Source organism: Levilactobacillus yonginensis (assembly GCF_964065165.1).
Taxonomy (GTDB): Bacteria; Bacillota; Bacilli; order Lactobacillales; family Lactobacillaceae; genus Levilactobacillus; species Levilactobacillus yonginensis_A.
Window position 1 is genome coordinate 269,079 of sequence record NZ_OZ061549.1, and the last position, 21,789, is coordinate 290,867.

At 47.1% G+C, this 21,789-nt stretch carries 19 protein-coding genes; 15 read left to right on the forward strand and 4 right to left on the reverse strand.

Features of this window, described 5'->3' with window-relative positions; translation table 11 throughout:
- Positions 1-58 precede the first annotated feature (58 nt).
- The 5 genes from tkt (at position 59) to AB3Y94_RS01350 (ending at position 6,769) form a co-directional block, all read left to right on the forward strand.
- Positions 59-2,083, forward strand: a complete 2,025-nt coding sequence (gene tkt, locus AB3Y94_RS01330) for a transketolase (RefSeq protein ID WP_367294797.1) — start codon at positions 59-61, stop codon at positions 2,081-2,083.
- Between the two features lie 133 nt (positions 2,084-2,216).
- Complete coding sequence (locus tag AB3Y94_RS01335) at positions 2,217-3,110, forward strand: NlpC/P60 family protein (protein WP_367294798.1); 894 nt, start codon at positions 2,217-2,219, stop codon at positions 3,108-3,110.
- 116 nt (positions 3,111-3,226) lie between these two features.
- Complete coding sequence (locus AB3Y94_RS01340) at positions 3,227-4,264, forward strand: DUF1002 domain-containing protein (protein WP_367296463.1); 1,038 nt, start codon at positions 3,227-3,229, stop codon at positions 4,262-4,264.
- A 490-nt stretch (positions 4,265-4,754) separates the two neighbouring features.
- Positions 4,755-6,317 carry a LysM peptidoglycan-binding domain-containing protein gene (locus AB3Y94_RS01345; RefSeq protein WP_367294799.1) on the forward strand — a complete coding sequence of 521 codons (1,563 nt, stop codon included), beginning with the start codon at positions 4,755-4,757 and terminating at the stop codon, positions 6,315-6,317.
- Between the two features lie 245 nt (positions 6,318-6,562).
- Positions 6,563-6,769: a hypothetical protein gene (locus AB3Y94_RS01350; protein ID WP_125682581.1), complete on the forward strand. Its 207-nt coding sequence runs from the start codon at positions 6,563-6,565 to the stop codon at positions 6,767-6,769.
- Between the two features lie 75 nt (positions 6,770-6,844).
- On the opposite strand, the gene AB3Y94_RS01355 is transcribed toward AB3Y94_RS01350, so the two are convergent.
- Complete coding sequence (locus tag AB3Y94_RS01355; RefSeq protein WP_367294800.1) at positions 6,845-7,804, reverse strand: diacylglycerol kinase family protein; 960 nt, start codon at positions 7,802-7,804, stop codon at positions 6,845-6,847.
- Between the two features lie 522 nt (positions 7,805-8,326).
- Between AB3Y94_RS01355 and AB3Y94_RS01360 the strand changes: the two genes are divergently transcribed.
- Complete coding sequence (locus AB3Y94_RS01360) at positions 8,327-8,689, forward strand: nuclear transport factor 2 family protein (RefSeq protein WP_367294801.1); 363 nt, start codon at positions 8,327-8,329, stop codon at positions 8,687-8,689.
- 174 nt (positions 8,690-8,863) lie between these two features.
- Here the strand turns inward: AB3Y94_RS01360 and AB3Y94_RS01365 are convergent, their stop codons facing one another.
- Both AB3Y94_RS01365 and AB3Y94_RS01370 read right to left on the reverse strand, forming a co-directional pair.
- Positions 8,864-10,543 carry a ribonuclease J1 gene (locus tag AB3Y94_RS01365; protein WP_125693687.1) on the reverse strand — a complete coding sequence of 560 codons (1,680 nt, stop codon included), beginning with the start codon at positions 10,541-10,543 and terminating at the stop codon, positions 8,864-8,866.
- Positions 10,540-10,758 carry a DNA-directed RNA polymerase subunit epsilon gene (locus AB3Y94_RS01370; RefSeq protein WP_125682573.1) on the reverse strand — a complete coding sequence of 73 codons (219 nt, stop codon included), beginning with the start codon at positions 10,756-10,758 and terminating at the stop codon, positions 10,540-10,542. The genes AB3Y94_RS01365 and AB3Y94_RS01370 overlap by 4 nt, the downstream gene beginning before the upstream one ends.
- 202 nt (positions 10,759-10,960) lie before the next feature.
- Between AB3Y94_RS01370 and AB3Y94_RS01375 the strand changes: the two genes are divergently transcribed.
- Complete coding sequence (locus tag AB3Y94_RS01375; RefSeq protein WP_367294802.1) at positions 10,961-11,455, forward strand: hypothetical protein; 495 nt, start codon at positions 10,961-10,963, stop codon at positions 11,453-11,455.
- Between the two features lie 140 nt (positions 11,456-11,595).
- Here AB3Y94_RS01375 and def read toward each other — a convergent pair whose 3' ends face one another.
- A complete protein-coding gene (gene def / locus AB3Y94_RS01380; RefSeq protein WP_125682569.1) occupies positions 11,596-12,156 on the reverse strand; it encodes a peptide deformylase in 561 nt (186 codons plus the stop codon).
- A gap of 277 nt (positions 12,157-12,433) precedes the next feature.
- On the opposite strand from def, the gene pdhA reads away from it, so the two are divergent.
- From pdhA to typA, 8 genes are all read left to right on the forward strand, one after another.
- A complete protein-coding gene (gene pdhA, locus AB3Y94_RS01385) occupies positions 12,434-13,549 on the forward strand; it encodes a pyruvate dehydrogenase (acetyl-transferring) E1 component subunit alpha (RefSeq protein ID WP_125682567.1) in 1,116 nt (371 codons plus the stop codon).
- A 2-nt stretch (positions 13,550-13,551) separates the two neighbouring features.
- Positions 13,552-14,529 (forward strand): alpha-ketoacid dehydrogenase subunit beta, encoded by a 978-nt coding sequence (locus AB3Y94_RS01390; protein ID WP_125682565.1) that lies wholly within the window; start codon positions 13,552-13,554, stop codon positions 14,527-14,529.
- A gap of 77 nt (positions 14,530-14,606) precedes the next feature.
- Positions 14,607-15,920: a 2-oxo acid dehydrogenase subunit E2 gene (locus tag AB3Y94_RS01395; protein WP_367294803.1), complete on the forward strand. Its 1,314-nt coding sequence runs from the start codon at positions 14,607-14,609 to the stop codon at positions 15,918-15,920.
- Positions 15,921-15,928: 8 nt separating this feature from the next.
- Positions 15,929-17,356: a dihydrolipoyl dehydrogenase gene (lpdA, locus tag AB3Y94_RS01400; RefSeq protein WP_367294804.1), complete on the forward strand. Its 1,428-nt coding sequence runs from the start codon at positions 15,929-15,931 to the stop codon at positions 17,354-17,356.
- 346 nt (positions 17,357-17,702) lie between these two features.
- Positions 17,703-18,611: a lactate dehydrogenase gene (locus tag AB3Y94_RS01405; protein ID WP_367294805.1), complete on the forward strand. Its 909-nt coding sequence runs from the start codon at positions 17,703-17,705 to the stop codon at positions 18,609-18,611.
- Positions 18,612-18,614: 3 nt separating this feature from the next.
- Positions 18,615-18,908, forward strand: coding sequence for a UPF0223 family protein (locus AB3Y94_RS01410; RefSeq protein ID WP_367294806.1), 294 nt, complete (start codon positions 18,615-18,617; stop codon positions 18,906-18,908).
- Complete coding sequence (locus AB3Y94_RS01415; RefSeq protein ID WP_367294807.1) at positions 18,908-19,699, forward strand: inositol monophosphatase family protein; 792 nt, start codon at positions 18,908-18,910, stop codon at positions 19,697-19,699. Before AB3Y94_RS01410 ends, AB3Y94_RS01415 begins: the two co-directional genes overlap by 1 nt.
- Before the next feature lie 137 nt (positions 19,700-19,836).
- On the forward strand, positions 19,837-21,687 hold the full coding sequence (typA, locus tag AB3Y94_RS01420; protein ID WP_367294808.1) for a translational GTPase TypA: 1,851 nt from the start codon (positions 19,837-19,839) through the stop codon (positions 21,685-21,687).
- The last annotated feature ends 102 nt before the right edge of the window (positions 21,688-21,789 follow it).

The following is a 21,789-nucleotide window of genomic DNA, read 5'->3' on the forward strand; positions in this document are numbered from 1 at the left end:
GTACAACGAAAATGCTTGGCCGTGGTCAGTCCGGCCGGATTAAGTGAGGTTATTTGTGATGTTGAATACAGCTACACGTTCCGAATCGACTAATTTTGATGAAACTGATCAGCAAGCGGTTAATGCCGTTCGTATGCTGAGCATGGATATGATTTCGCGGGCTCATTCCGGTCACCCTGGGTTGCCATTGGGGGCAGCACCCATGGCATACGTGCTATTTTCACGACACTTACGGGTGGACCCCTCATTTCCGCAGTGGTTTAATCGGGATCGGTTTGTTTTATCCGCGGGTCATGGGTCAGCGATGCTGTACAGCTTGTTGCATCTTAGCGGATTTACATTGAGTCGGGACGACTTGATGAATTTTCGGCAATTGGGTAGTAAAACGCCTGGTCATCCGGAGTATGGCGTTACCCCTGGTGTTGACGCCACGACGGGTCCACTAGGGCAAGGAATTGGCATGGCCGTGGGGATGGCGATGGCAGAAGCTCATCTGCGAGGGGATTACAATCAGGATGGGTTTGACGTGGTTGATCACTATACTTATGCATTGTGTGGGGACGGCGACCTGATGGAAGGGGTAGCCGCGGAGTCTGCCAGCCTCGCAGGTCAGTTAAACTTAAACAAGCTAATTGTACTGTATGATTCAAACGACATTTCACTCGATGGTCCCCTAGCTAATGCGAGTCATGACAACGTTGGTCAACGTTTTACCAGCTATGGGTGGAACTACTGGTTGGTTGAAGATGGTAATGACCTGGGAGCAATTAACCGGGCCATTGAAGCGGCCAAGGCCAACGTGGATGGCCCGACCTTGATTGAAGTAAAGACCGAAATTGGGGCGGGGAGTCCTAATGCTGGTACGAACAAGGTTCACGGCGCACCTCTAAATGATGAAGATTTAGCGGCAACCCGGAAATTTTATCACTGGAATGCCGATCCATTCACGGTACCAGCTGCGGTTCACGAGCGCTTTATGACTACCATCAAATCGCGTGGTTGGGCAAGCCACCAGGAGTGGTCCAACCTCATCGCTCGGTACTCAAACGAAGAGCCTGAGTTAGCAGCACAGTTTGCTAAGGGCATCAGCAAAGCTGTTCCAGATGACTTGGATCAGCAATTACCCACCTATTATAAGAAAGATGCACTTGCCTCACGGGCCAGTGGTCATGAGGTCTTACAACAACTGAGTGCCCAATGTCCAAACCTCTGGGGTGGGTCTGCCGACCTCTTTAGTTCCAATAAGACAGCTGTCAATGATGAAGAACGATTTGCACCGGATAATTTAACGGGTCGCAACTTGTGGTTTGGCGTGCGGGAGTTTGCTGAGGCGGCAGCCATGAATGGGATTGCGTTACATGGTGGTACCCGAGTATATGGGTCGACATTCTTTGTCTTCTCGGACTACATGAAGCCAGCCATTCGTTTGGCAGCGCTGCAACAATTACCTGTAATTTACGTCTTTACTCATGATTCGTTAGCCGTGGGTGAGGATGGTCCGACCCATGAACCGGTGGAACAATTAGCGGCATTACGATCGATTCCAGGGCTCACCGTTTATCGACCAGCCGATGGCAATGAGACCGTCGCTGCTTGGCGGGAAGCTCTGCTAGCAACGGACCATCCGACGGCGATTGTGTTGACCCGTCAGGGATTGCCGACGTTACCTAAGCCAGCTGCTCGTGTTCGAAGTGGTGTTAAGCGGGGCGGGTACGTGGTTGCCGATGCCCAGGATGAGGCGGAAGGGATTCTGATGGCTTCTGGGTCTGAAGTACAATTAGCCTTGCAAGCCCAAGAAAAGTTATTAGCGTTGGGTCACGATGTTCGGGTCGTTTCCATGCCGGGAATGGTGACCTTCAATGCTCAGTCAGCAGACTACCGTGAGAGTGTGCTGCCAGCCCATCTTCGTCGCCGGGTAGCTATTGAAATGGCTAGCGGTGGTGATTGGTATAGGTACATTGGTCTTGATGGAACCGCTTTATTACAGGAACAGTTTGGTGCGAGTGGCAATGGTCCAGCCGTGATGAAAATGGCTGGTTTTACCCCGGACGCCGTCGTGCAAGCATACCTACAACTGAAGTAACTTGGGAAGAGCATCTGTGACTGAGAGCCAGATGCTCTTTTTTCTGACTGGATTTAAAGAAAGTCACGTCCTCAACTAGTAAGTTCTTGAAATTATTGGTATATTGGACGTAAAGACACTGGAGGCGGTTTTAATGGAAATTAGACGGATCAAGGTTCCGACGGCACTGGTTTGGTCAGCGCCGACTGCTGTAACTGAAGTGGATCAAGACTACATACAAGATGGCGATTTGACCAAATGGTTAGCGAGTTTACAGCCCACAGACCAGGAACGCCTATCTGATCAAGACTGTATTGTGACCGAGGCATTATTCAACGACCGCGTTGTGTTGGATCGGGTTGAAGGTGACTGGGCCCACGTCTTCGTTAAACGCCAAGATAGTCGCCAGGAACGGCGGGGATACCCAGGCTGGGTGCCATTGTCACAAATGACGGCTGACGATGAAGAGCTGGAATACCCGACGACAACGGTTCGGCTCGTACAGCCGGAGACGACATTATTAGACACCGACCGTCAACCGATTGCGCAGTTACCATTGGGCACAATCCTAACGACCACTGGCCAGGATGCAGAGTGGATTCAGGTGGTGACACCCTTGGGCCACGGCTGGATTTCAGCAAGTGCCGCTAAGTTGGGCGTTACTGGTGCTGATGACGGTAGTCGGTTATTAACACTAGGCAAACAGTTCATTGATACGCCGTACCTCTGGGGTGGTATCACGCCACAAGGTTTTGACTGTTCTGGCTTAGTCTACGCCCTACATCGGGCTTTAGGATACTCAGTACCGCGAGACGCCCAAGATCAGTTTGCGAATGGCTATCCCATCGCCCCAGAGGCTTTGACGGCTGGGGATCTGGTTTTCTTTGCTCGGGAACACGGTACGGGCCCAATTCACCACGTTGGACTCTATGCGGGCAGTGGTCAGGTCTTACATGCACCTAAACCAGGCGAGAACGTCCAGTTAACCTCTCTGACAACACCGAAGTTTGCGGCTGAATATGCCGGTGCACGGCGGTTTTGGCAATAATTTCAAGTCTGAAGAATTCTCTAAGGTCTGGGTTAAAATGCGACCAGCTACACGGCACATGCTATACTCAGCTTAAGGGAATCGATTAAGAAAATAGTGAAAAGAGAGGGATCATGATGAAACTCAAACACGTTATTTTAGGTCTTGCAGCCGCTGTCTTGGCTGTCGGAATTGGTGGCAGTACCGTCCGGGTCCACGCCGATACGGCGGATACTGCGGATACGACGAGCAGTACAACTGGTGACAGTACTTCGTCTGATAGTGGAAGCACGGTTCAGACCAAGGCACTCTCGAAGGCGTACGTGGTTTATGGCGCTGGATTGGCAAGTGAAGATAAGGACACCGTTTCGACCGCATTGGGCGTTAAGTCTAATTACACGTCGCTGACTGCTTCTGGCAGTGATTACGCGAAGTATCTGAATTCAGCAGGTACGACTGACGCTAGTATGATCAGCTCCGTGGCGCTAGCACCGGCTGACCCTGGCACTGGTGTCAAGGTTAACATTGCCGATTACAATGGTAGCAACAACATTACCGAAGTAACCTCGCAACAATATGCGATGGTTGCTACCATGGCTGGGGTTAAGGACGTGATTATCACTGTCACGGCTGATAAGTCCGTTTCTGGTGAATCGGCGCTGACTGGCGTTTATAAAGCGCTGGCTGCCGATGGCTTAACACTGAATTCAGAAAACACGCAAGCAGCTAATGGCGTACTAGATGCCACTCAACCAGCGATTGATTCGAATAATAATGACAAGAAGTACCCTGGGAAGCTGATGGCCGCTGTGGGGGATGTTTCCTCTGACTTGGCTAAACAGCGTCAAAATGGCAACGACTTGGCAACTAAATCAGACATCGAAGACATGCTGAACAAGGCTTTGGCTAAACGAGGGATTTCCAAGAATACTAGTTCAACGCAGATCACCAATATTGCGGTGGCTTTGAGTAAAGTTCAACAAGCCCCAGTCTCTACGAGTAAGAGCTACGTCACTAATGTAACAAATGTGGCAAATAGTCTAGCCAACAGTATTGGCAATAAAATGGCGGGTGTTAAAGACTTCGCTAACAGTGCTGATGCTAAAAAAGCTGAGAATTTCATTGTGAGAATTTGGAATAGCATCGTTAATTTCTTTAAGGGATTAGGCAATTAAGTGTTACCGGAACGGTGAGATAACTAATAAACGGGCGTGTGGGCGTCCGTTTTTTTGTGCAGAAAATTATATTTCACAAAGTCCGGTCTAACTGAGTTAGTTGTAACGTACAGAAAGCGACATTGATAACAACTTGTATTTTGCAATTTTACCAGTTAAATGGAAACGCTGTCGCTGTCAACTAAATAATTGTGTTTGGATTCATTAAGCAAAAGAACCAATGTTCGGTACCGAATATGAGCAACGTCCTGATACAATAGGCTTTTAAAACATAAAATGCTCGTGAAAACGATTACGGGGAATACATGTTCTTGACCTAAAATCCGTTAATATTTCCTTAATAATTCACAAGAAACTGGGAAAACGTGTGGTAATATGAATTTGTGATTCGTATTGAGTATGAACGAACGTGACTGTCACATGATTGATGTGCAGTTGTCATTCACGCTGTTTTTGAAATCTAAAGTCATAAAAGGACGTGTTGGTAAAGATGAGTACAGGACAACGAAAAACTAAAGCAGTCGTTGGGGTCGTCGGTGCCATTGGCGCATTTGCCGCTGGGGCTACGATCACCGCAAACGCAGATAGCATCAAAGTTCAACAAGGGGACACCGTTTGGGACCTTTCTCAGAAGTATAATGTCTCTATTTCAGATTTAGAACAACAGAATTCAATCGACGCTAAGACCGACCTGATTTTTGTCGGGCAACGGTTACAGGTTAAATCAGCTAAGAATAGTCAGCAATCATACACGGTAAAGTCTGGGGACACCCTCTGGGATCTTGCACAGACTTACCACTTAACAGTCGCACAATTACAGAAGGCCAATGGGTTGTCAGGTGACACGTTAAGTGTTGGTCAAAACTTGATCATTCCATCTAGCGCTACTAAGTCTACGCAAGCTAGCCAAAGCACTCAGGCTACACCTAGCGCAACGCGGCAAACGACTCAAAAGGCCGCTGCCGTTCAAGCACAAATCGTGGCCGCACAGCAAGCGGCAGCTAGCAAGCAACAACAAAAACAGGCACCTGCAACAACTGGTAGTTCTAATACCAAGACTTCCAGTGCTAGTTCTGTAGCTGGTTCTTCATCACAGTCACAGAGTCAGACTTCTAGTCAGACGCAATCGTCTACACAATCCAGTAGTACAAGCACGTACAAGCATCAACAAGCACCAGCTTCATCGGCTACTCAGGCGCCTTCACGGGCATCCGTAACCAAAGTAGCCCCTAGTTCTAGTGCTAGTCAATCATCAACTGTGACCCCAAGTCAGAGCCAATCAGCTTCGACGCAGGGCCAATCGGTCGCTTCTTCTGGATCAACCGCTGCGGTAACGAGTCAGTCAACGTCGCAACAATCAGCTGCAACGACTCGGGCTAGTGTTCACTCATCAGCCGCTAGTCAGCAATCGACCCAGTCGTCTACGTCTGTTGCACCAAAAACGACGCGTGCGGCAGTAGCGCCATCAACTAGCCAATCATCAGCAGCTCAGACTGGTAGCCAAAATGCAACGGCCACGACGTCAGCACAAACGACTAAGACCACTAAGAAGCGAATCAAGACAACGACGCGTTCTGCTGTCGCACAACCAGCAGCTTCTAGCAGTTCATCTACCGCCCAAAGTAGTAGCCGTTCAACTGCTGCCGTTAAGACTGCTAGCAACACGAAGAAGACCAGTACTGCCGGTTTGACTTCAGGTTCCGTTACTAGTTTAGCCTTAAAGTTATCAACTGCCAGCATTCCTTACGTTTGGGGCGGTTCAGCATTAAGTGGAATGGATTGTTCAGGCTTAGTAGCTTACGTTTACGCCCATGCTAATGGGGTTAGCTTGCCACATAACACCGTTTCACAAGAAAGTCGCGTCTCAACCCACTCCGTCGCTAACGCGCAACCTGGAGATATCTTATTCTGGGGGAGCAAGGGTGCCAGCTACCATGACGCTATCTACTTAGGGAACAGCCAATACGTTCATGCACCAGCTCCTGGTCAAAACGTCAAGGTCCAATCCCTTAGCAAATACTTCATGCCATCCTTTGCTGGGACGGTCAAGTAATCGCTTCCGAAAAGATAAGTTTGCTGAGAATCAGATGGTTGTGAAAAAAGTTCATTCGAAGGTGACGTAAGTCGCAACACTCCGCAAAATGTGGGGCAAAAATTTTTTCACAATCTTCTTGCAAATCCAAATGTTTGGTGATATTGTAGTGACATCGAATTACGGTTCAGTAAAGATGTTTAAGTTTCTACCATGAGGTGAGAAACTGAACCACAATATCATTAAATCAAGAGGAGTTGTTAAAGGTGAGTAATCGAATTGAGATTCTGGAAGAGTATCGGCGGGCTAATTCACAGCTGGCTACGTTAAAGCGGAAGGAATCCGAAAGTGTTCATTCTAGCGCTGACACGGTTCTAATTGAACCCCAGTTTGGGAAAGAAATGAATGACTTGTCCAATAAGTGCGCTCAGCTGGACATGATTCTGGAAGCTATGGAAGCCTCTGAAGACTGAATTAACCTTGTGAGTGACTCGAACAACTCACAAAAGCCTCACCATCAACGATTGATGGTGAGGCTTTTTTTGTGGCTAAATCGTGATATCGAACCAGAATGGGTACTGTTCGACCCCGGCGTAGACGTCGAAGAAGCGGCCACCCATTTCTTCACCGTCTAATTGGCCGTATTCAATAGCGGGGACGGTTAGGTGGACTCGTGATGCCTGATAGTAGTGAACGGCCTTAGACGTCAAATGACGCTTAAATACGAGACGTAAGGCTAGCCAGAGCAATTTAAAGAAATTCGGTTTTTCAATGACAACTAGGTGAAGCTGGTGATCGGTGATTTTAGCGTTGGGCACAATGCCTACGCCACCTCCAAAGTAGGGGTGGTTAGTCGTGGTGACCAGGAAGGCGTGCGGGTAGATATCCCGCTGATTGCCAACGTGCACGGTCAAGGTGAAGCCGCTTTGGTTGTAGTACACGCTCAGAGCGGAGGCCAGGTACGAAAGCGACCCTAGATGGTGCTTATTGAGCCAAACTTTCGCCCGCGACTGATTGGCTTGGGAAATGATGGCAGCGTCGAAACCGATACCAAGATTGTTGGTGAAAACGCCACGTTCCTGTTTGATGGTTTCGTTATAAGTCCCAATGTCGTAGTTCGTTGCGTGAGTACACTGGATTACTTGGTTCAGCGCTTCGTGCCAGTTAAGTGCCATGCCGGCGCCGCGGGCGAAGTCGTTACCCGAACCAATTGGGATGTAAGCCACGGGAATGGGATATTTCCGGTGAAGCTGTGTGAGACCATTGATAGCCTCGTGGAGGGTGCCATCGCCACCAACGGCGAGGACGACCCATCCTGGGTGTGGTACGTCCGGTAACTGCTTACCGAATTGTTCGCTTAATAACACGGTGTGGTGGGGGTACTCCGAAACCACTGCCTGGTAGGAGACCTGAGCAGCATCGAGACGCTCTTGAATCTGAGGCCAAAGCGTTCCGGCGTGGCCACTTCCCGCATGTTCATTTAAGATGATATAGAACTGGACACTCACCGTACTGCTCCTCTCAATTTTTAGTCCATTTCATTATAAACGAAAACGTCAATGGTGCCTAGTAATTCTGGAGGAACTTTCCTTTGTTATAAGAAATGGCCTTAATGGATGCTTAAAACTTTTGTAGTGGGGTTTTCTGATTACTGAACGGACGAAATCCAGATCTGAGTCAACTCGTGAATCAAAGAGAATCAAGCGAAATTCGGCTTGCTATATACAAGATGCCTCTGCAAGAGTCTAATGTGGAATAAAATGTATTATACAACTATAGCGATTGGGAAACAGTTTTAGCAGTTTAAGTATTGTAACGTGGCGTGAATTGGTAGAAATTAGGCATTCATTTGACGATTGCATCGTCCAGAAAAGTGACGACAATTGTGGCTGGAGACAAGAGTTTTAGAACCTTTTTGTGGTTGAAACACCTTTTGTGCCACTCCCAATTTAGTTTGTTTTTCAACTCTCAGATTTCTTTACTTTATGCCGGGTTGGCATAAACTGAATCATTAAAGAGGGGGAACTTGCATGGATACAAAAGCGGAAATAATTAAATGGTACTTTAAACTGTCTGATTTGGCGTCCGATGATTCTCAGGCATTAAGTGCGATAATCGGGCTTTTTTCGAAAGAGGCGGTGATTAAGAGTGCAAACGGCCTAACGGTTGAGACGCCAATTGGAATTGCTCATTTCTTTGAGAACTTTTTCAAGGACAATCAAGAATTGCGGCATCTCTGCCACGTCGTTGCCACGAAGGACGGCTATCAAGCGGAATGGGCAGTTGCTGGATGTAAGCAGACGGGACAACTATTTGCCTTTCATGGGACGGATACCTATACGTTTGATCAAAACAATAAAATAACTTTTCTACAGGTAGCAATCCATCCCTAATAGCAAGTTTTCTGGGGTACTCGGGCAGAATTGAAAAAAATAGCTTGATTGACTCATGTTCAGACACCTTTGGCCAGCAGGTAGTGTTAGGCTACGGGAATGCTGGCTGTGAGTCATTTTTGGGCGGCTCGGTACAAAAAAGGCGATTGGCCTTAGCCAATCACCTCATGAAATTTACTTGGTCATAATAAACATTGGTAAAATCATTGGATGTCGTTCAGTCTTCTCGAATAAGAAGTTCTGAAGATCATCAATGACAGCATTGCGAATGGAAGCTTCGGTAGCCTTCGGATTGCGCATCGCCCGCCGAATCGTTTGGAAGACACGCCGACGACCCTCATTTAACAACTCGCCAGATTCACGCATGTAGACGAATCCGCGAGAGAGGAGGTCGGGGCCAGCCTTGATTTCCTGATTCTTCAGATCAATGGTTGCCACGACGACAACTAGCCCTTCTTCAGAAAGTAACTGCCGATCACGTAATACAACGTTGCCGATATCACCGATACCAGAACCATCGATGTACACATCACCAGCGGCGAAGTGACCCGCCACCCGAGCGGAGTCCTTGGTCAAAGCCAAGACATCCCCATTTTGAAGGATGAAGCTATGATCAAGTGGGACACCACATTGTTCAGCAAGTTCAGTATGAATCTTTAACATCCGGTATTCACCATGAATTGGCATGAAGAATTTAGGTTGCATCAGCCGAAGCATCAGTTTTTGTTCTTCTTGGCCACCGTGACCAGATGTATGGATGTTGTTGACCTTACCGTGGATGACGTTGGCGCCAGCTTCTTCCAGTTCATTGATCACCCGGTTCACAGAAATTGTGTTTCCAGGAATTGGGTTACTGGAGAAGACGACCGTATCACCAGGTTGAATGGCGATTTGCCGGTGGGTTCCGTTGGCGATCCGTGACAGAGCCGCCATGGGTTCACCTTGTGACCCGGTACAAAGAATCATCACTTTGTCAGCAGGCATTGAGCGAATCGTGTTGGCGTCGACCAAAGCGTCGTCCGGAATGTTAAGATAGCCTAATTCCCGGCCGTTAACAATCGCAGCTTCCATGGAACGACCGAAGACAGCAATCTTACGCCCGTGGGCGAGGGCCGTCTCACAAGCCGTTTCGATTCGTGAAATGTTTGAAGCGAATGTTGCAAAGATGACCCGACCCTCAACTTGATCGAAAATCTTCCGGATAGACTTACCTACCCATTTTTCCGACTTCGTCCAAATTGGGCGTTCAGCATTGGTACTATCGGACATGAGACACAGCACGCCGTCAGCACCAAGCTTGGCCATCTTTTGAAGATCAGGCGGCTGGTTCGTAACGGGTGTTAAGTCGAACTTATAGTCACCCGTTTCCACAATTGTCCCAACCGGGGTATGAACAGCAATTCCTAAAGTGTCTGGAATTGAGTGGGTCGTCCGGAAGAAGGTGACACTCATCTTTCGAAACTTGAGCACAGTGTCGTCATCAATTGTGTGTAGTTCAGTCGATTTAAGTAATCCGTGTTCTTCGAGTTTGTTCTTAATCAGTGCCAAGGCCAGTGGCCCTGCGTAAACAGGAACGTTCAGAGCCTTGAGCAAATACGGGATACCGCCAATGTGGTCTTCGTGGCCGTGGGTGATCACTAGCGCCTTGATCTTGGATTGGTTTTCAACGAGGTATTGGTAATCTGGAATCACGTAATCGATTCCTAATAGTTCGTCTTCCGGGAATTTGATTCCGGCATCAATCAGAATAATTTCATCCTGAAATTGGATGCCATAAGTGTTCTTCCCAATTTCACCAAGTCCACCCACGCCAAAGATAGCAGTCTCGTTATTTTTGACGTTTAGCTTGTTCATTCACCGAACTCCGTTAATTTGTAGTTCGGATTCTCTTGTTCGTAAGCCAAGGTTTTACCCTCAATGGCTTCAATGAATTCGATGTTATGATCCGTGTGTTCTTCTACCAACGCCCGTGCTTCAACTTCCGTTGGGGCGTCTAAGTAGAGAGAGTGGGTATCCTCGCGCTTAGGATTCCGCTTGTTATCGTTTTGGTAATATACTTTGTAAATCACTAACAAAACTCCTTTAATTTAAACGATTTAATCCGCCAGGTTGACACTATTGTAGCGAATCATGAATGTCCTTCCGAACTGCGGGTTGCTTACACAACAATTAGCACAATTTTAGCATAGTTTGGGCCGATTGTATAGAATTACCCCTAGACGTTAAAACATGCTATGATTGAACTAGCATGAAGTGAACGGAGGAGACGCCATGGCACTAACAGTGGAAATAATTATCGGCATCGTCATTGCCTTCATTATTTATGAAATGATTCACCACATGATTGTCCAACGAGCAACCCGGATGGTTCGTTATTCGGCTCAGAATGAGACGGATGTGGCGTTTAAGGCCGCGTTACAGCGACTGGTCAATGAAGATGTATTGACAGAAGAGGAGTGTCAAATTAGCTCGGCTGAAACGGTGGCGGATGTCTGGGGTCGTGGCGTTATGGCGTTTGAGTATGCGATGCCTATTGGAATGGACGTCGATCGGCGGTTACCGAAACTGGAGCAGGCTTTCAATGACGCCTTAGCCAGCTTTAGTGCAGATCATCAGATTAAGTCGGTGGTTACAGGCTCAGCCTTTGTGGTCAGTGATATTTGGGTGTATGAAGATCGGTTACATATCGACGTGGCCTACTTGATGAATGAATCAACGGTGGAGTACCTCAAAGATTTAAAAAAGTTGGATGATTCAGAATACTAGTTATAATATGGAAGAAACAGAACTGTTTTGTTCGTTAGTGAGCAAAGGAAATTGCGAAATACTGGGATTACGGCGTCAAAAAAGGTGTGACCGAATTTTAAGGTCACACCTTTTTTGCACATACTCACACACTATGGAAACTACTCAATCATAATCATGTCTTCATCACGGCCAAAAGGTTCATCTTTACTAATGTGGTCGTAGAAGAGAGTTCCGTGCAGATGGTCAATTTCATGTTGGCACACGATGGCGGGATAGTTCTTTAGGCGAACCTGATGTTTTTCACCATTAACATCGTAATACCGAAGGGTGATGCGGTCGTGGCGAGGAACAAAGCCAGGAACGTCTTTGTCTACGGATAGGCAACCTTCGCCTTCGGTCAGGGCACCCGCCTGAACGGACTCTGAAATAATCACTGGGTTAATGATAACATCAGTGAAGGGCGATTTGTCGCTGCCTTCTGGGGCAGGGACCAGAACGGATGCCATCTTCTCAGAGACACCAACTTGGGGAGCGGCTAAACCGACGCCAGCCCGCAACCCGTATTTCTTACATTGTTCTGGATCTTGCGAAACAACTAAATATTCCATTAAGTCTTTTGCAAGTTGTTGGTCTTCCGCTGAGAGCGGAAATTTAACATCTGCAGCTTCTTGCCGTAAGACGGGGTCACCGTCACGGACGATATCTTTCATGAGAAACAAGAGCAATTACCTCCGCTAATAAAATCTAGATATTCTACATTGTAACATAACACGAAAAAAACATGAAATGAAAAGAAAACGCTTTCTTTTTTCAAAAAAAGCGAAAACGTTTAACTGCAAGTCCCACAAGGGATTTCACGGCATCCCTTTATTAATCGCTATGAAAGGGCTTGCATGGATTCTGAAAAAATGGTACTTTATAACCGTAGTCAGGAAACGCAACGTTGACTCACTTTAGTTAACAATTTCATATTTAAGTGAAAGGAAAGTGTTACTTATGGCTAATGGAAGCAAACAGATTGTAGACTTTGCCAAGATCAAAGCTACGATGGCCGACCCATACAAGCACCCGGTTCAAGTCATCGATCGTGAAGGTAAGGTCGTCGATCCAGACACGTTGGCAAAATATTCAGATGACCAACTTGTCGACTTCATGAAGAAAATGGTTTGGGAGCGTACGTTACACGAACAAACAATGAACTTCTCCCGTCAGGGTCGTCTCGGTTTCTATGCTCCAACCGCCGGTGAGGAAGCCAGTGAAATGGGAAGTGTTTCTGCATTCAAGGAACAAGACTTCCTGTTACCTGCTTACCGTGACTTACCACAAATGATTCAACACGGTACTACTGTTGCAAAAGGTTTCTTATGGTCCAAGGGTCATGTTGAAGGTAATCAACATGAAAATCCTAACATGTTATTCCCACAAATTATTATTGGGGCACAATATGTTGAAACTGCCGGTGTTGCTTTAGGTATTAAGAAGAACAAGGACGAAGATCGTGTCGCCTTTGCTTACACCGGTGATGGTGGTACTTCACAAGGGGACTGGTATGAAGGGGTTAACTTCGCCAGTGCCTACCAAGCACCCGCTGTCTTCTTTGTTCAAAACAACGGCTGGGCAATTTCAGTTCCTCGTCGCAAGCAAACGGCTGCCGAAACGTTGGCACAAAAGGCCGTTGCCATGGGTGTTCCTTCCGTCCAAGTTGATGGGATGGATATCATTGCGGTTCACGAAGTTGCTGAAGCTGCTCGGGAATACGCTGCTGCTGGTAATGGGCCTGTCGTTATTGAAACGTTAACTTATCGTTTCGGTGCGCACTCATCTGCCGGTGATGATCCTTCACGTTACCGGACTAAGGAAGAAGAAAAGCCTTGGTTCGATGCTGATCCATTGATTCGTTTCCGTAAAGTTCTTTCTGACAAGGGTCTTTGGTCACAAGCTGACGAAGACAAGTTAGTCGATCAATACAAAGACGAATTCAAGGAAGCAATGAAGGAAGCTGAAGCAGCTCCTGCACAAAAGGTCTCTGACTTCTTGAAGTGGACTTACAACGTTCCTACTCCAGCAGTTAAGAAACAAATTGCAGAATTTGAAGCAAAGGAGTCGAAGTAATCATGGCTAAAATGACGTATATCAAAGCGATCACTTCCGGATTGGATCAAGTCTTAGGCGACGATCCTAAGACCCTGATCTTCGGTGAAGACGTTGGTAAAAACGGTGGTGTGTTCCGGACGACTGTTGACTTGCAAGATAAGTACGGTGAAGACCGGGTATTCGATACGCCATTAGCTGAATCTGGGATTCTTGGTTTAGCTATTGGTTTATCCTTAACTGGCTGGCGTCCAATTCCAGAAATCCAATTCATGGGCTTCACTTTCGAAGCAATGGATGGGATTGTTGGCCAATTGGCTCGTGACCACTACCGGTTTGGTGGACAAAAGAACTTCCCTGTTACTGTGCGGACACCATTTGGTGGTGGGACTCATACTGCTGAAATGCATGCCGATAACTTGGAAAACTACTTCACTAGTACTCCTGGGCTGCGGGTTGTTACCCCATCTAACCCATACGATGCTAAGGGCTTAGTTATCTCCGCTGTCGAAAGCGATGATCCAGTTCTGTTCATGGAAAACCTGAAGCTTTACCGTTCAATGAAGGATGAAGTTCCAGATGAAAAGTACACTGTTCCGTTGGACTCCGCTAAGGTTGTTCGCGAAGGTACTGACATTACTATCGTTGCCTACAGTGCTGAAGTTAACGAAGCTTTGACCGCTGCTGATGCTTTGGCAAAGGATAACATTTCTGCTGAAGTTATTGACTTGCGTTCACTGTCTCCAATTGACACGGATACTATCTTTGCCTCCGTTGACAAGACGCACAAGGTTGTTATCGTGCAAGAAGCACAACGGATGGCTGGTGTTGGTGCAGTTGTTGCATCTGACATTGCTGAAGAAAAGATTATGTCCTTGGATGCACCTATCGGCCGGGTTGCTGCCCCAGATAGCGTTTACCCATTTGCCCAAGCTGAAAACGACTGGATTCCAAACTCAGACGATATCGAAGCTAAGGCTCGCGAAATTTTCAACTACTAATTTAAATTCGAATTAAAAAACACAAAAAAACAATGTGGGAGACATCCTACATTAGGAGATAGAAAGGAAGTTTTCCCATGGCTTATACGTTCAAACTCCCAGAGCTTGGTGAAGGGATGGCCGAAGGCGAAATTTCTTCATGGCTTGTTAAAGAAGGAGACGCAGTTAAGGAAGACGACACATTAGTCGAAATCCAAAACGATAAGTCTGTTTCAGAATTACCATCACCAGTTGATGGCACGATTTCAAAAATTGTTGCACAAGAAGGGGACACCGTTGAAATCGGCGATCCACTGATTGTTATTGATGACGGTTCAGATACACCTGCTGACTTAGGTGGCGCTGCTGATGCTGCTCCTGCAGAAGAAGCCGCACCCGCTGAAGAAGCTGCTCCAGCTACAGATGCTGCCCCAGCTCCAGCAGCTGCACCAACCGGTGTTCCAGCTGCTTCAGATCCTAACAAGTTGGTTATGGCAATGCCTTCTGTTCGGCAATATGCTCGTGACAAAGGTGTTGACATTACCCAGGTTGCTCCAACTGGTAACCATGGTCAAATTCTGAAGGCCGATATCGATAACTTTAACGGCGTTGCCGCACCTGCTGCCGCTGCTGCACCAGCAGCCGCTCCAGAAGCTGGCAAGGCTGCTGCGGGTCAAGCTATCAAGCCTTGGAAGTCTGACAATCCAGATCTGGAAACTCGTGAACCAATGTCACCAATGCGGAAGATCATTGCTAAGAGCATGCGGACTTCTAAGGACATTGCGCCTCATGTAACGTCATTTGATGAAGTTGAAGTTTCAGCTCTGATGGCTAACCGTAAGAAGTACAAGCAAGCTGCCGCTGATAAGGACATTCATTTGACCTTCTTACCATACATGGTTAAGGCTTTGGTTGCCGTTATGAAGGAATTCCCTGAATTAAACGCATCCATTGACGACACGACTCAAGAAATTGTTTACAAGCACTACTACAACATTGGTATCGCTACCAACACTGATGATGGTCTTTACGTACCAAACATCAAGGCAGCCGATTCCAAGGGTATGTTTGAAATTGCTAAGGAAATCACTGAAAACACGCAAGCTGCTTACGACAACAAGCTGAGCCCAGCATCAATGGCCGGTGGTTCAATCACCATCAGTAACGTTGGGTCCATCGGTGGTGGCTGGTTCACACCAGTTATCAACCAACCTGAAGTTGCTATCTTGGGTGTTGGCCGGATTGAAAAGGCACCTTACGTCAATGATGATGGTGACATCGCTGTTGGCCGGATGCTGAAGATTTCTCTGAGTTATGATCACCGTTTAATCGATGGTGCGTTAGCTCAAAACGTTTTAAACAAATTCAAAGCATTGCTGCATGATCCAGAAATGCTGTTAATGGAAGGATGACAGAAAGTATGGCAGATGTTGAAAAAAAGGACACCGTCATCATTGGTGCCGGCCCCGGCGGATACGTTGCCGCTATCCGGGCTTCTGAATTAGGTCAAAAGGTTACTTTAATTGAAAAGTCCGATACCCTTGGTGGGGTATGTCTGAACGTTGGCTGTGTTCCTTCCAAAGCTTTGATTCAAGCGGGTCACCGTTTGGAACAGGCTGAAGACGGCTCAACCTACGGCATTTCAACGAAGTCAGCTACCATCGACTTCAAGAAGACCCAGGAATGGAAACAAACCAAGGTCGTTGACCGGATGACCAGTGGTGTCCAAATGTTAATGAAGAAGCATCACGTTGACGTTGTTAACGGTGAAGCTGTCTTCTTGAGTGACACCCAACTTCGGGTTATGCCTACGGGTGAAAAGCAATTCATGTCAACCGATACGGGACAGACTTTCGAATACAATAACTTGATTATTGCAACTGGGAGTCATCCAATCCAAATTCCTAACTTCAAATTTGAAGGTCGGGTTGTGGATTCAACTGGTGGCTTGAACTTGCCTGAAATCCCTAAGGAATTCGTTGTTATTGGTGGTGGATACGTTGGGACTGAACTTGCTGGTGCATACGCTAGCTTGGGCGCTCACGTAACAATCATTGAAGGAACGAAGTCAATTCTGCCTAACTTTGCTAAGGACATGGTTTCCGTTGTTCTTAAGAAGCTTAAGAAGAAGGGCGTCGACGTCATCACGAATGCGATGGCTAAGAAGTCCGAACAGGATGACAAGAGTGTTAGCGTTACCTATGCCGTAGATGGCAAGGAAACAACGATCAAGGCTGACTACTGCATGGTCACCGTTGGACGTAAGCCTAACACCGATACCTTGGGTCTTGAATACACCAAGGTTAAGTTGAACGACCATGGTCAAATCGAAGTCGATAACCAAGGTCGGACGGCCTCAGAACATATCTGGGCTGTTGGTGACGTTGTTCCTGGTGCTGCTTTGGCTCACAAGGCCTTTGCCGAAGCCAAGACTGCCGCCGGTGCTATTTCTGGCGAAAAGACTGCTAATGACTGGTTAAGTGTTCCAGCTGTTTGCTTCTCTGACCCTGAAATCGCTACGGTTGGTTACAGTGAGGCTGCTGCCAAGGATAAGGGTATCAAGGTTAAGACGGCTAAGTTCCCATTTGCTGGGAACGCCCGTGCCGTTTCATTGGATGCACCAGATGGCTTCTTCCGTCTCATCTACACGGATGATGACAACAAGAACGTTGTTGGTGCCGAAGCGGTTGGCCCTGAAGCCAGCACTATGGCTGGTGAGATGTCAATCATCGTTAACGATGGCATGAACGTTGAAGACGTTGCATTGACCATTCACCCACACCCAACGTTGAACGAACCTATTCAGGAATCTGCTGACATTGCTATGGGTCTGCCAACCCACGTCTAAGATTCTTGGTAAACAAACATGTTTTATTAAAGGACTGCCAGAGATGGCGGTCCTTTTTCGTGTGTTCATTTGGTTTTCAAATTTAGGTGAGAGGCAATTGTCGCACGCCTGCGGTTAGGGACGGCGCTGGCTCAGATTGTAAGATTGTTTCAAAGTGGGTCGTATGTTTCAGGTTGATTGCTGAACCAGTTGTTGCGCGTAGCAGACTAGTACCTGGATAGTCGTTGAAATATGGGGCCACACTGTCTTCACCACTTGGCACAAAATAGGCGTAACAACTTGCTATCCCGGTAGGTTCACTTATAATGGAATCATGTTTACTTTTTCGCCAAAGGGGAGGGTCACCATGAAGCCGATTTTAATGATTCAAGGGAACTATGAAGAGGCCAGTCAATTGATTCAGCAATTGTTGGTCACCGACCTGCCATTAGATGTGGTTGTAATGCCGAATACGACTGACGATACACCCCGTTACCAGCCGCTCGTGGTGGCCAGTGCTATCTGTCCCCATTTGAGCGTGCGGGTTGGAACAGCTGCCGATTACGGCCAAGCTACCTGGCTGGTTGTTTTGGATCGGTACGAAGCTGAGACCGAGGTTTCGACTGCTGTGTCTGAGTTGCGCGTGCTGATGAATAGAATTGTGGAAAATGGGTTTAAAGGCCAGCTAATATTCTGCGGTGCTCAGGATGAATTGATGACGTATTTTGCGTGGAAGTTTTCTGGCTTGCAGCCTAATCAAATTTGGGGATTGGGGACTTACCCATTGACCCGGTTACTGACTTATCGGTTGGCCGAACGACTCGGTGTCGGGGCTACCGCAATTCAGGCGGCTGTCGTTGGAACGGCGGTTGATCCAATTGTCGCTTGGAGCCGAACGTATGTAGGACCGGCACCTATTTTGATGTACTTGGCCAATGAGGATGCAGGGTTTAGTGCCGAAGATTTGAGTAAAATGGCCACCTGGCTACACCGTGAAGCAAAGGAGCAGCAAACTGTCTTGCGTTTTATGGGGCTTATTCGCCTGCTAAGGGGTGTGTTAGCTGATCAACCACTCATCGTGGCGGTTAGCAATATTCAGGCTGAGGAGCCAGTATATGCGGCTGGAACACCGGTCCTGGTAAATGCTAGTGGCGTTAAACATTTGACTAATCTGGTTCTGGCTGAAGATGAACAGCAGGCCTATGATGAACAGATTCAAGGATTACGTGATCAAATTCAAGAAATTGAAAGTCATCAAACGGAGGGACGAAACTAAAACATGGAAGCAAATAATTATGAGTATCCCTTACAACCGGATTGGTCGACGACCGACATTGTGGCTGTTACCACGCTTTATCAACGGGTGGAAGATGCCTATGAGCAGAGTCAGGGCGTGGCAAGTACCGCTTTATTAACTGCCTACCGGGCTTTTCAGCAGGTCGTACCACAAAAGTTTGAGGAGAAACAGTTGGATAAGGCTTTTGAGACGGCGTCAGGCTACAGTATCTATCGAACAATGAAGGTAGCTCGGCAAACCAGCGGACAAATCAAAATGAAGGGGACGGCGAAATAATGAGTCAGGATTGGCAACGGTTGAACGATGAGGTCACGGCATTAATTAAGGAAGCCCGGGCGAACGTTTTAGAAAAAATGACAGATCCACTGACAGTCAATGAAAAGACTAATCGTAAAGATCTGGTGACTAACGTTGATAAAGCGAACGAGCAGTTTTTAATTGCAGGTATTCGACGAATTGATCCCACAGCCCACATACTAGGTGAAGAGGGTTTTGGTGATGATTTGAAGAGCCTAGATGGTCGCGTATGGATTGTCGATCCCATTGATGGGACTATGAACTTCGTCAAGCAGCGAGATAATTTCGCCATTATGATCGGTATCTATCAAGATGGTCAGGGGCAACTTGGTTATATTGATGATGTGATGAACGACGTGCTTTATTACGGCGGCCCGCAGCTCGGTGGTGTTTGGGCTAATGATGAACGGCTCAGTAATCCAACGAATCTGGCTTTAGCCGATGGATTGATTGGTGCTAGTGGCCCCTTAGTGGTTCACGATGTGGCTCATATGCAAAAAATCGTTCACGTTAGCGCTGGAATGCGAGTCTATGGGAGTGCTGGTATTGAAATGATCAATATCATGCGTGGTAAAACGTTGGGATATATTTCTCACCTCAAACCTTGGGATATTGCTGCCGGTCAAATTTTGCTGAACACGTTGGGCGTTCGGGTGTCTGCTATTGACGGGAAACCACTCAATATGCTATCATCTAACCTTGTACTAGTAGCGACGGAAAAAGCGCAACGTGATATTCTCCAAATTGAAGAAGATGACGTCTCACTGTGACACTGTCACAGTTTTTTTATGCGACCGGTCAGTACGGATGGACTTTACCGGCTATTGACGCTACAATAAAGCGTACTTACCGAGGTAAGCATGCCGTGATCCATCTAATTCAACAAGCATGAAAGGAAGAAATACACTTGAAATTCAGAGATGATATCCGTAACATTGCCATCATTGCCCACGTTGACCACGGGAAGACGACCCTGGTTAACGAAATGCTTAAACAATCCGATACGTTAGACGAACACACGGCCATTGACGACCGTGCCATGGATACTAACGCAATCGAAAAGGAACGGGGCATCACGATCCTGTCCAAGAACACCGCTGTTCGTTACGGCGACAAGCAAATCAACATCTTGGATACCCCAGGACATGCCGATTTTGGTGGTGAAGTTGAACGGATCATGCGCATGGTCGACGGTGTTTTACTGGTTGTCGATGCCTATGAAGGTACGATGCCACAGACCCGTTTCGTTTTGAAGAAGGCCTTGGATCAACACTTAACACCTATCGTGGTCATCAACAAAGTTGACCGTGAAGGTGCCCGTCCATCCGAAGTTGTTGACGAAGTCTTAGACCTCTTCATCGAATTGGGTGCTGATGAAGACCAACTGGATTTCCCAGTGGTTTACGCATCTGCTATGAATGGGACTTCTAGTTATGAACCAGAGATTTCAGCGCAAGAACACACGATGAAGCCTGTCTTTGACACCATCATCAAGCACATCCCAGCACCAATTGACAACACCGACGAACCTTTACAGTTCCAAGTTGCCATGTTGGACTACAACGACTTCGTTGGTCGTATCGGGATTGGCCGGATCTTCCGTGGGAAGGTTAAAGTCGGCGACAGTGTTACTGTTATGAAGCTTGATGGTTCTAAGCAAAACTTCCGGGTTACTAAGTTATTTGGTTACTTCGGTTTGAAGCGTTTGGAAATCAACGAAGCCCAAGCTGGTGACTTGATTGCTGTATCTGGTATGGATGAAATCAACGTTGGTGAAACTGTTGTGGCGCCTGATACGTTGGAACCACTACCAATCTTGCGGATCGATGAACCAACCTTGCAAATGACTTTCCGGACTAACGACTCACCATTCGCTGGTCGTGAAGGTAAGTTTGTGACGTCTCGTCAAATCGAAGAACGTCTAAAGCGTGAACTGCATACCGACGTTTCCTTGCGGGTTGACGACACCGACAATCCTGGTGCCTGGATCGTTTCTGGTCGTGGTGAACTTCACTTGTCCATCTTGATCGAAACAATGCGTCGTGAAGGTTACGAATTGCAAGCTTCTCGTCCAGAAGTTATCTACAGAAATGTGGACAATGTTCGTTGCGAACCATTTGAATCTGTTCAAATTGACACACCTGACGAATACACGGGTTCAATCATTGACACGCTTTCTCAACGTAAGGGTGAAATGAAGAACATGGAAGCCGTTGGGAACGGTCAAACGCGTTTGACCTTCTTAGCACCTTCACGTGGGTTGATTGGGTACTCCACTGAATTCTTGTCCTTAACGCGTGGATACGGAATCATGAACCATACCTTCTCCAAGTACTTGCCAGTTATCAAGAACTGGAACCCTGGTCGTCATAACGGGACTTTGGTTTCAATCAATTCTGGTAAAGTTACGACGTACGCTATCATGGCCGTTCAAGACCGTGGTCTCATCTTTACCGATGCTGGTACTGAAGTCTACGAAGGTATGATTGTTGGTCAAAATAGCCGTGACAACGACATTTCTGTCAACATCACGCGTGGCCGTAACCAAACCAACGTCCGGGCTGCTGGTTCTGAAGATATCGCTAAGGTTAAATCACCATTGAAGATGTCTCTGGAAGAATCACTCGAATTCATCAACGAAGATGAATACTGTGAAATCACTCCAGAACACGTTCGTTTGCGTAAGCAAATCTTGAACACTGGTGAACGTGAAAAGGCTGCTAAGAAGCGCCGGACTGCGTCTAAAGCTAAGAAGTAAATTTAAATGAATCTTTACCGGCAAGGTGAGTGGGCAAACCACGCGTCTTGCCGGCTTTTTTGTCGACAGAACTCCGAACAGCTATGCTATAATGAAAATATT